At 45.8% G+C, this 11,521-nt stretch carries 10 protein-coding genes and 1 tRNA gene; 5 read left to right on the forward strand and 6 right to left on the reverse strand.

The genetic code is table 11. The features are described 5' to 3' along the window. Nucleotides 1–292: hypothetical protein (locus HMPREF1640_RS02490; protein WP_036892086.1), on the forward strand; the 292-nt coding region annotated here is incomplete at its 5' end. Between the two features lie 4 nt (nt 293–296). Then, nucleotides 297–629 (forward strand): hypothetical protein, encoded by a 333-nt coding sequence (locus HMPREF1640_RS02495; RefSeq protein ID WP_156098687.1) that lies wholly within the window; start codon nt 297–299, stop codon nt 627–629. A 153-nt stretch (nt 630–782) separates the two neighbouring features. Here the strand turns inward: HMPREF1640_RS02495 and HMPREF1640_RS02500 are convergent, their stop codons facing one another. The 6 genes from HMPREF1640_RS02500 to ettA form a co-directional block, all read right to left on the reverse strand. Further along, nucleotides 783–1,193: a type II toxin-antitoxin system HicB family antitoxin gene (locus HMPREF1640_RS02500; protein WP_036892090.1), complete on the reverse strand. Its 411-nt coding sequence runs from the start codon at nt 1,191–1,193 to the stop codon at nt 783–785. Between the two features lie 50 nt (nt 1,194–1,243). Next, nucleotides 1,244–1,438: a type II toxin-antitoxin system HicA family toxin gene (locus HMPREF1640_RS02505; protein ID WP_036892092.1), complete on the reverse strand. Its 195-nt coding sequence runs from the start codon at nt 1,436–1,438 to the stop codon at nt 1,244–1,246. Nucleotides 1,439–1,612: 174 nt separating this feature from the next. After that, on the reverse strand, nt 1,613–2,776 hold the full coding sequence (locus tag HMPREF1640_RS02510; RefSeq protein ID WP_036892094.1) for a tyrosine-type recombinase/integrase: 1,164 nt from the start codon (nt 2,774–2,776) through the stop codon (nt 1,613–1,615). Nucleotides 2,777–2,895: 119 nt separating this feature from the next. Next, a tRNA-Met gene (locus tag HMPREF1640_RS02515) sits at nt 2,896–2,968 on the reverse strand. Between the two features lie 762 nt (nt 2,969–3,730). Beyond that, entirely contained in the window at nt 3,731–5,395 is a 1,665-nt protein-coding gene (locus HMPREF1640_RS02520) for an AMP-binding protein (RefSeq protein ID WP_036892096.1), read from the reverse strand. Between the two features lie 334 nt (nt 5,396–5,729). Then, on the reverse strand, nt 5,730–7,427 hold the full coding sequence (gene ettA, locus HMPREF1640_RS02525; RefSeq protein ID WP_036892098.1) for an energy-dependent translational throttle protein EttA: 1,698 nt from the start codon (nt 7,425–7,427) through the stop codon (nt 5,730–5,732). Between the two features lie 808 nt (nt 7,428–8,235). Here ettA and HMPREF1640_RS02535 point away from each other — a divergent pair. From HMPREF1640_RS02535 to HMPREF1640_RS02545, 3 genes are read left to right on the forward strand one after another with little or no spacing between them, the layout of a single operon-like run. Further along, nucleotides 8,236–8,871: a WG repeat-containing protein gene (locus HMPREF1640_RS02535; RefSeq protein ID WP_036892099.1), complete on the forward strand. Its 636-nt coding sequence runs from the start codon at nt 8,236–8,238 to the stop codon at nt 8,869–8,871. A 38-nt stretch (nt 8,872–8,909) separates the two neighbouring features. Beyond that, nucleotides 8,910–10,721: an LTA synthase family protein gene (locus tag HMPREF1640_RS02540; protein ID WP_369699818.1), complete on the forward strand. Its 1,812-nt coding sequence runs from the start codon at nt 8,910–8,912 to the stop codon at nt 10,719–10,721. Beyond that, nucleotides 10,721–11,425, forward strand: a complete 705-nt coding sequence (locus HMPREF1640_RS02545; RefSeq protein ID WP_036892102.1) for a phosphatase PAP2 family protein — start codon at nt 10,721–10,723, stop codon at nt 11,423–11,425. The genes HMPREF1640_RS02540 and HMPREF1640_RS02545 overlap by 1 nt, the downstream gene beginning before the upstream one ends. Nucleotides 11,426–11,521 lie beyond the last annotated feature (96 nt).

Below are 11,521 nucleotides of genomic sequence, written 5' to 3' on the forward strand. Positions count from 1 at the left end.
TGAAAAAAACGACAAAAACATGGAAACTTCAAGATACAACAATACGATATGTGAATCAATGACCGATTTCTTACGCGTTGACATACTCAACGTACGCATCGAACTGCTCAACGACATCAAGCGGTGGTTCATCCTCGAGCAGGCAGGTCTCGACAACGACGACAAGGAAGCCAAGCAAATACTCGACTACGTCGTGTCCCTCCAGCTCCTCATCGACGACCTCGGCGACATCCGCCACGCGGTCATCAACAGCAAGAACATCGTTCGTAACAATGAAAAAGGAAAGGAGTAACATCATGTTTACAAAACAAGAGTATGAAATCTGGACAAAGTGGTGCTCACGCCCAGGGCTCAGCGAAGAGGAACGCATGCGCCTCGCTACAGTCGACACCATCCTCACAGCCTATGCCAAGGAGCATCCAAACTATATTGGCGCCGATGCCGACATCAACGAGTGGATATTCATGCCCAAGTCCACCTCAGAAATCATCACCGAGCTGCAACCTGTCATGCAGCTCAATCAGCTCGATGTCGTCGTTTGGCTGCGTGCCAACAATTACGGTCTTGTGCCGGGATCCAGCGCGCAACTGCAATGGGAGATGTGGGAGCGTCGCATCATTGACGACTGACAAACAATATAAAAGCATTTTTTAAGGTAATATTTTTTATCAGGTATGCCGTCCGTGAGGATAGCATGCCTTTTTAGTATGACACGCCAGTCATACTAAAAAAGCGGAGCCGTTAAGCTCCGCCCCCATTGCAAATTAGCTGTCAAACAATAACTATACAATGGCAATCAATTTTCTACCTATTTCGTGAAGTCCATCCACGATTCGCTCGCGCTGTTGTGGTCGTGGTTTCTTCACACCATTGGCGTAATGGCTCAGTTGACGCTGGTTGACACCAGATGCCCGAGAGATGGCGGCAAGGCTTGCGTATCGTTCACAAGAACGTATGAGTGCGGCAGTGTCGAGATGATAGTCAAACTCGTACTCACCATTACGCAACCACTCTGGCACAGCGTCACCGTCGTTTATCATACCCTCGACGTGAAAGCGCAGCGTTTCCGGAATTTCAATCATCAACTCGTCGTATGTCTTTGCGGTAATAGCCACTGCACCAGGTACGTTTTCTCCAAATGTAGCCCCAAAATTTTGCTCACACCATGCTATGTCTACTCTTATTTTCTCCATTGTCGTAAAATTTTTATGTTCTTTTTTTATATTCTAAATGCAGGGAGTGGTTATTTCCACCCTGCCTGCTTCCAGATGCTGTTTAATAAAAATTGATTTAATACTTCATTCTTTTGTCCTCTTACGGTAACTTTACCTTTTTTGTTTGGATGCTTAAATTGTCTGTGGTCACCTTTGGTTGCTATAAGTTCCCAACCGTCTGCTTCTAACATCTTGATGACTTCTTTTACTTTATATCTTTTCATTGATTGTATGTTGTTATTGTTTGACGATACAAAGGTAGTAAAAATAATACTATTAGGCAAAAAATTCAAGCAGCTATTAGTATTATTTTTAATACTTTTAACGGATTGTCGAAAGAATGCGATAAAGGGTATGCCGTCCGTGAGGATAGCATGCCTTTTTTCATAGCAGCATCCTCACAGCTCACCCTTGAAGCGTTTCGCTTCCTCGTGCGCGACGTTGGCATTCTTCAGGTACTTGTTCGTCACGCTGATGTCCGCGTGCCGCGCTTGGTCCCGGGCAATCACGATGCCCTCGGCGTTCGCGAGGTCACGGATGCCGGAGTCCTTCAAGCTGTAAAACTGGTAACTGTCGGGAAAGCGCAGCGCCTGCCGCACCTTGCGCCACTCATGCCTGAACTGGTTGATGTACACCTGTTCCTCACCGGGCACCAACTTCCGCCCGAACAGGTACTCATGTGACGGATGCTCAAACACCTTTTGCTCGATCATCATCCTCAACACCTGATCGTTCAAGGCGACAGACTGCCCCTTGCGGTTCTTCGCCACGTCAGGACGCACGTACACTGTCTGTTTCTCTATACTGATGTCCCCCACCTTGATGTGCCTGAGCTCACCGGGGCGGATAAAGCAATAGTACACCATGAGACAAGCGAGATAGAACGGAGGGTTGTACTTCCCGAGATAATCTTTCAGCCGCACCAGAGCGTCAGCAGGCAGCGCGTCGCGCATCTTCTCCTCCTCACGCAGCATGTGAATCTCCTCCACAGGGTTCTCTTCGATATACTGCCGCTCCTTCATCCACGAGGCGAACGCCGAGAGCCACGCCCGGTAATTGTTGCGAGTGCGCGCGGAGTTGTCCTTGTCCAAGATAAGGTAGTCAAGAAAATCCACGGCAAAAATCTTGTTGAACTGGTAAGCGTAGCGCATGTTCACGTTCGTCTCTTCGAGGTACGCTTCCAACTGTCGCAGCCTACTGACGTAGTCAACGTGCGTCTTCTCCTTCAGCACGCCCTTCCGTGCCGCGTGGTCTATGTACGAGCGGTATCTTTCCAACACAACGGCGAACTCCGTGAAGTGTCTCGTCCGAGTTGCGTCCGTCCACGGGTTCCACCCATGCTTCAGCCTTTCAAAAATATTATGAATCAATATCGCCGCGTAATTTTCTTTCTCGTTCACCCTTTTATACGAATCAAGCATGTACTTTTTCCGCCGCAGATCCCCCACGGCAGGGTCATAGGCGTAAAAGTCCACATACCATTGCTTGCCCTTGTGCAGCCTTGGCAACGTGTAATCAACTAAACATTTCGCGGAAAAAAAAGATTTTTCTAAGATAGACATTTTTTTACATTGTTCGCTCACGCAACCAATGTGACCCGAAACATCGTCCGAATTTCGTCCGAGTTAAAAACCGGAAACGCCCAAAACCCCTTTGTTTACAGGACTTTTAGGCGTAAAAGTTGCGGAGGCAAGACTCGAACATGCGACCTCCAGGTTATGAGCCTGGCGAGCTACCAACTGCTCCACTCCGCGATAATAAGAGAATTGAATGTTTGTTATCCCTTTCTCGTTTGCGATGCAAAGGTACAACATTTATACGATACATCCAAACATATTTAAAAGTTTTTATAAATTAAGTCTATAATGGCCCCATTATTTTGAGAAACAAGCGCGCTGCCCCTTGCCGTTTTTGTCAAAATACTTCCGAGTTTTTTTAACACTTCCAATTTTTTATTCCGGAGGAGAAAATGGCATTGTTCCAACGAGAAAAAGGTGGAGGCAACGCCATTTCATGGCGGCTGCATTGTGACAAGACAGTGATGACGCCACGAACACTGTCCTTTCACAAGCTCTCCACGGCGCAACCGCGTCGCGATTAGGCAGCGGTGGCGAGGCCTTCGCTATCCAATCGCGACCACAATTTTCTCTCTGTTTTGCACCGAGCTGATTGTCAGGCGTTTGCAAAGAGCCCATTTCTCGCTTATTTCCAACCAATATATCTTGTGGCCTAAAATATCGCAACCACACGAGGGTGGTTGTAAAAGAAAATGCTTAGACTGATACTATCATAGACAATGCCTACAGCTATGATGCCATTAGCAACGCACTTGGCGTGAAAGAACAAAGCACCGTTCCCAAAGCACACAGTAAGGCAGCCGGACAGACGAGCCACAGCTACACCCACAACCCACTGTACTGTTTGGCACAGCGCAACAGGAGCCTACGCAACTGCCGACAAGCAAGACAGTATTCTAAATCCTCTTTCTGCGAAAAAAAGTTTATCGCATGCAAAAATTATCGCATGTATAGATAGCGTTTAATAGATCTTTTAGGCGTTTTGGCAAACTCTTCGTCATGCAATTCTATTTCTGCTATACGGCAATAAGCTGGAAGCTGCTCGTTAACTTGTTTTCTGTTCTCCTCCATAATATCCATAATGTTTGCCTTGTCGTACCCAAGTTTCCGCGCTTCCTCAAAATCCGGATAGACCAAACCAACGAGTTTGTTGCCATCTTGAATCACGACGCTCTCGCACACGAGGTTCATCGAGTTGAGCTTGTCCTCTATCTCCTCCGGATATATGTTCTGGCCATTCGACCCAAGCAACATGTTTTTGGAGCGACCTTTTATGAAGACGTTGCCCTCGGCGTCCATAAGTCCGAGATCTCCCGTATGAAACCACCCGTCAGAATCCAAGCACGCATTTGTGGCCTCCTCGTTCTTGTAATATCCGAGCATAACATTAAGCCCCCTTGCCATGATCTCTCCCGGTATATTTTGTGGGTCAGGACTATCTATTTTCACTTGCATGTGAATGACTGCCTTGCCACACGATCCCGGCACAAAATCTTTATAATCAGCGTAGCAGATTATAGGCGCGCACTCCGTGGAGCCATAGCCCACCGTGTACCTGAAGCCTATTTGTTGGAGAAAGTCCTCAATTTCATGGTTGAAAGCGGCGCCACCAATAATGACTTGGTAAAATTTGCCCCCAAAAGCTTTGCTCACTTCTTCGTTTATACGCTCGAATATCTTTTTGTTTAATCCCGGCACCTTTAGCAACAAGCGCATCTTTGGGTCTTGTATCTTCGGGAACACTTTCTTGCGAATGATCTTTTCGATAACCAAGGGTACGGAGATGATGATCTTGGGCTTGACATCCGCAAAAGCCTGCGCAATGACAATGGGGGATGGCACACGAGAGAGGAAGAAGATGTGGCAACCAAATATAAATTCGAAGATAAACTCAAAAGCCAAGCCATACATGTGGGCCATTGGCAGTATGCTAATCACGTTATCGCCCGGCTTAATTACATTGCCAAGCACGTGTTCCGCAAAGTCAAAATTACTCCAAATCGCGCGATAAGGCAACATGACGCCCTTGGAAAACCCCGTGGTCCCGCTGGTATAATTGATAAGCGCCAACTCCTCAGGATTGTCGTCGTGGTAATAGCTCACATGTTCCTTACGGAAATACTTGGGATATTTCTTGCCAAAAAGTTCGTTTAGATGCTCTCGCGCGTATGTGAGTTTGTCCGTGCGAGAAAGCACAAGCGAATAATCCGGCATGTATATGATACCTTCAAGGCGCGGCATCTTGGTGCCATCGATTTCCGTGGCCACGACGTCTCCCACGAAGAGCAATTTAGAATCGGAATGATTTACGATGTGGTGTATCTGATCTGCCGTAAACTCATGAAGTATCGGCACCGCAACCGCGCCATAAGTCAACACAGCCAAAAACGCCGCGGCCCAAGCCGCGCTGTTCCTGCCCGCAAGCGCTATTTTGTCTCCGCGTTTAACGCCGGAGTTCTCAAACATAATGTGTAACTTCTCTATTTTTCGCGCCACGTCATGATATTGAAGAGTGGCTCCTTTATAATCGGTCAAGGCGTCACGCTTCCAATTTTCTATGACGCTGCGTTCAATCAGGGCGTTGAAACTTGGCACTTTGTTCATTGCACAATCATCTTAATTTTGCGCAAAGATACGACGTTAGGTGCACATTGCCAAAAAAAATGTGCGATAAATCGCGTGTTTATCGCACATTTTTATCGCGTATAATTCAAGGCGACGAATATAAAAAGATAGTTTTTACACCATCAATCAATTCTCGTTTGGCATTTAAAGGCTAATTAGCTAAAAGAAGAGGCCAGCGTGTATACGAATGTAAACAACTTCAGTTTTGGGCAAACCTTTATGCCTTAATGAAAACTAACTCCTTCATTTTTTTTGAAAAAAAATGAAGACACCATTGATTTAGAACATGGTTAGACTGGCCGAAACAGCTTCGTCAATCAGCCATAAGCTTGCAATAACGACCTTTCTTTATTTCCACGTTGCCCAAACGTCGTGCCTTGTTTATTTCATACTCAGAATAGCCTCCCTCAAAATAAACCACCTCGCCATCACCTTCGAACGCCAAAATATGTGTGCAGACACGGTCAAGAAACCATCGGTCGTGACTAATGACAACCGCGCAGCCAGCAAACGACTCCAAACCTTCCTCGAGCGCACGCAGCGTGTTCACGTCAATGTCATTGGTAGGCTCGTCGAGCAATAGCACGTTGCCCCCTTGTTTCAATGCCAACGCCAACTGCAACCGATTGCGCTCGCCACCCGAAAGCACGCCACAGAGCTTGTTTTGGTCAGTACCAGAGAAATTGAAGCGGGACAGATAGGCGCGCGAATTGATGTCGCGCGCGCCCATTCCAAGCAACTCGTTGCCCTGGGATATAACATCGTAGACCGACTTGTTGGGATCAATATCTTTGTGTTGTTGGTCCACATAGGCCAATTTCACGGTTTCGCCTATTTCGAAAGTGCCATCGTCCGGTTTCTCGAGTCTCATAATCAGCCGAAAAAGAGTAGTCTTGCCCGCTCCGTTAGGGCCAATCACGCCAACGATGCCATTAGGCGGCAACGCAAAATTAAGGTCGCGGAACAGCACCTTGTCTCCGAAAGCCTTCTTCACGTGTTGAGCCTCTATCACTTTGTTGCCCAACCGGGGGCCGTTAGGTATATATATTTCGAGTTTCTCCTCACGTTCTTTTTGCTCCTCATTGAGCATTTGATCGTACGACTTGAGACGTGCCTTGCCCTTGGCTTGGCGCGCTTTGGGTGCCATTCGCACCCATTCAAGCTCTCGCTCCAATGTTTTACGCCGTTTTGAGGCTGTTTTCTCTTCTTGCTCCAAGCGTTTAGTTTTTTGTTCAAGCCATGTAGAGTAGTTGCCCTTCCAAGGAATGCCCTCACCCCGATCCAGCTCCAAAATCCACTCGCTCACGTCGTCAAGGAAATATCGGTCGTGGGTAACGGCGATGACCGTACCCTCGTATTGTTGCAGATGTTGCTCAAGCCAATCTATACTTTCAGCGTCGAGGTGGTTAGTAGGCTCGTCGAGCAACAGCACGTCTGGTTTTTGCAGCAATAGTCGGCAAAGCGCAACGCGTCGGCGCTCACCACCAGAGAGATGCGTGACAGGCTCGTCCCCCGCCGGGCAACGCAGCGCGGCCATAGCGCGTTCCAATTTCGAATCCATGTTCCACGCGTCTGTAGCGTCTATTATATCTTGCACCTCGGCCTGCCGTTTCATCAGCGCCTCCATCTTGTCCGGGTCGCTGTAATATTGCTCCTCACCAAATTTTCGGTTTATTTCATCATATTCGGCAAGAGCGTCATAAACTTTTTGCATGCCCTCCATAATATTCTCCTTTACGGTTTTGGTTTCGTTGAGTGGTGGATCTTGCGGCAGGTAACCTACACTGTAGCCGGGACTCCACACCACTTCACCCATTGTGGGCCGTTCTATGCCCGCGATAATCTTCATCAACGTAGACTTACCAGACCCATTGAGACCTATGATGCCTATCTTAGCGCCATAAAAGAACGATAGATAAATATCTTTTAAAACTTGTTTTTGGTTTTGGGGAATAATCTTTGAAACCCCAACCATTGAGAAAATTACTTTTTTTTCGTCTGTTGCTGCCATTTTATTTTACATTTCTTTTATACTGCCATCCAAACAATAAAATAATACTTAACGTAAGTTCGGCGAATTATAAGTGTCTGTTAATTTAGTGGTTAGCGATATTTATTATAACTTTTAGGTATTGAAATACAAATGATTAAAAACAAAAATCACTATGATCACCGAGGACAAAGTTACTGAAATATTTTGTATGGCTGACGATTTCCTGAAGTTTTTTGACGTGATGATTGAAAATATATGAACAAACCTACTGACATAAGAGAATATTGACGAAGTTCCACTGTCTCAAATGGCACAAGTCATGCTAATCATACTTTTTCTATGTTGATACCCAAATAATGGGATAATTTATTAGCTCTTCCGGAATTAAAAAGCAATGTCTTACTTTTGGAGCCTAAGGTGACAACGTCATTCCTTGTCTAAAAATCTAACAAGCTTGAAGGGTCTATACTCTCAAAGATGGAAGTGCCGTAGCCAATTCTTTATACCATATAAATAAGGGCTTGCGAACTTCTGTTTTATAAATTGGCTGCGCAAAAGTTCTTTCTTTGGGATCTTTCCCTGTAACTATCTGTTATATAAAAAGAAGTACCTATCACGCCAAATATCGGGCAGGCCAACTTCTTAACGCTCGCCATTTTTGCCATAAAGAAAAGTATTGTCGGAGGCCTTCACGCAGCACGGAAATATTTGGACCCTACTTACATTTCGCTATGTTTTCTTGGCATTGTGGAGTTATCTTTGTACATTTGCAGTATAACTAAGTTCAAGGGAAATACATTTCTCTATCTTTTTTAGAGTGATAACTATGGAAGGAATATTTAGAGAAGAAATAGAAATACAACGAGTCGACAAGTTTTTTTGCGCAGAGATGGGGCGTCAAATACATCGCTACATCAAAGCGATGCATGGTTCTCTTTCCATGTTGGAGAAGTTTGAGAACCGTATAAGCCAACTTGACATTCCGGCTCGCGAAGACGCCATGGCAAAATATATCGATCTCAATCGTAAAGTTGTCAAAGATTTGGATTGGCGTATGCTCTTGGCAAGGGCTTTCGCGAATTTTTGCGATTCGTACCCATATTTTTGCGACATGTTACGCCACGAAGAAACAATGCGATTTTACGAGGATAGAATGAAAGGTAAATACCTGCAATTTCATAAAGTCTTTGAGCAAAACGGCAAATATGGCATCAAAGACCATCAAGGCAAAATATTGATTTCTCCACAATACGATTTTCTACGCACGCCATATGTCTACGTGGACGACTTGCGAACCATGCCCATTATCGCGGAAAAGGATGGCAAGATGGGATTGGTGCTCTCGGATTACAACGACACGGTTGTCGCGCCATTTGAATATGATGACATTTCTTTGAGAGACGAGGAACCATGGTTTGAATTGCATCGAGATGGTAAAATAACATTTTGGCCCTTTGAATAAAAAAGATGTTGAAATCCTTTTCGATTTTAAGAAAGAAATTGCTTTTCTTACTATGCTTTTTCTTGCTGTGGCTATTGGTGTTCATCTCGCAAAAAATTGTATTTCTACTTGTCTACGATAGAGGATTTTCGAATGTGTTGCCGGTGACATGGCATGGGTTGCCACTTGACATTTCCGTGGCGGCCTATCTCTCCACCGTACCCGCTTTGTTGTTGCTGCTGAGTGGGCTTCCGTTGCGTATCTTCCATACGGAACGTGGCGCTCGACGTTTCTTGCAAATCCACCGATGCTGGGTTGTAATCTGCGCCATCATCGTCTCGTTGGCTTTCACGGCAAACTGCGCGCTCTATAAATATTGGGGCTTCCCATTGGACGCGACACCTGTTTTTTTTGTCACCTCCTCTCCCACAGACGCAATTGCCAGCGTGGAGTGGTGGCAAGCGCTGTTAGGATTGTTTAGCGCGCTATGCGTGTTTCTTTTGACATGCTGGCTGTTCAGGTTTTTGCGAAAATCATTCGGACTTGCGATTTTCAAGCATGTGGGCATGTGGGCATCGACAATCATGTTGTTGTTTGTAGCGGCTTTGTTCTTGCCCATTCGTGGAGGCATCTCCGTTTCGTCCATGAACACTGGCAGAGTGTATTTCTCGGATAACCAAACGCTAAACCATGCAGCGGTCAACCCACTTTTCTCCCTGATGGAAAGTTTGGCGCATCAAAAAGATTTTGCCAACATGTACCGTTTCATGGACAATGGCACGGCTCGCAAATTGGCGTCAACGCTGACACGACCGTCAAGCCGCGCGCCCAAAAACATGCTTGCCACGAAACGGCCTGACATTTATTTGGTCATTCTCGAGAGTTTCTCTGATACAATAATGAAAATAAAAGGTGTTACGCCAAACCTAAATAAGCTGAAAGAAGAAGGGGTGTATTTCTCTCGTTTCTATGCCAATAGCTTTAGAACAGATCGCGGATTAGTCTCTATTCTCTTAGGCTACCCATCGCCATCCACGGTAAGTTTGATGAAGTTCCCCAACAAAACCGCGGCTATCCCTTCCTTGTCTGCGCATTTAAAGAAAGCTGGCTGGTCTTTGAGATACTATTATGGCGGAGACGCGGATTTTACCAACATGCGGTCTTTCTTGGTAAACCAAGGCTTCAATGACATTGTGGAAGACGTAAATTTCCCGGTTACTGACCGAATGAGCAAATGGGGAGTTCCTGACCACTTGCTTTTCAGGCGAGCGCAAGCGGACATGCGCGAAGAGCGATCTGCCAAGCCAACATTCCGCGTCATACAGACATCCAGTTCCCACGAGCCATTTGACGTGCCCGGTCATCGACTCAAAGACAAGGCTTTGAATGCTTTCCACTACACAGATAGTTGTTTGGGCGCATTTGTCAAGCACCTTAAATCAACAAGCAGATGGAACAACTCCTTGGTAATATTGGTACCCGACCACTTGGGGGCTTGGCCATACGACATAGACAATTTTGCCTCATGGCGATACCACATACCCATGATCTGGACAGGTGGCGCCATTTCGAGCCGTACGACAGTAAACACCTACGCGTCCCAACAGGACATAGCCGCCACATTGCTGTCCCAACTTGGCTTGTCACATCGCGACTTGAGGTTCAGCAAGGATATATTCAACGAATCGACACCCCATTTCGCTTACTTTATGATTAACGATGGATTTGGGTTTATCAATGATGACAACGAGCTTATTTACGACCACCATCGCGACAAGGCCGTTGTTGACATTGGAAAAAGAAGAGGCCGAAACCTATCCTTAGGCAAAGCCTATACGCAGATACTTTTTGACGATATTGCATCAAGATAATGACAGTTCAAGCACTTTCCATATTTCAAACGCTCATAGATTGGGATACATCCATCACATTGCTAATCAATGGCATACACTCGCATTACTGGGACAACTTCATGATGTTGTACTCCGGTAAATTTGTGTGGATACCCTTTTATTTGTCGCTTATGATCGCCATGTTTCGGAATTTTCGTTGGAAACCTTGCGCAATATGCTTGGCCGCGATGGTCTTGCTTCTGTTCATGAACGACCAAACGAGCTCCTCCGTATTACGCCATGCCATAGGGCGCATGCGCCCCGCCAACTTGGACAACCCCATATCGTCCATGATACATATCGTCGGTGGATACAGAGGGGGCTACTATGGCTTTCCCTCCGCCCACGCGGCCAATTGCTGGGGATTAGTCTTTTTTCTCGCATTTATTTTTCGAAATCGATTGCTCAATGTGACAATGATAGTTTGGGCCATTCTCATGTGCTACTCACGCATTTACCTTGGTGTACATTATTTGGGCGACACATTGGCTGGTATGTCCCTGGGATTTATCAATGCCACCATTATTTTCGCAATTCTAAGAAAATATAATAAAGACACGACACAGACTTTCGTAAACCATCAACGCAAAAATCTTTTCATGCGGTTGCCATCAATCGTATATTTGTTTACGCTGACAATATTCGCGTTGGTGTCTACATTTATTAATATCGCTTCTTTATAACAAACCTCATGGCAAACAATGATCTAATCGCGATCAGCCCTCTCTAACTCTATGCGCATCAAATACATTGGAGCATAGAGGAGCTCCTCTCTGATA

This window comes from Prevotella sp. S7-1-8 (assembly GCF_000758925.1).
Taxonomy (GTDB): domain Bacteria; phylum Bacteroidota; class Bacteroidia; order Bacteroidales; family Bacteroidaceae; genus Prevotella.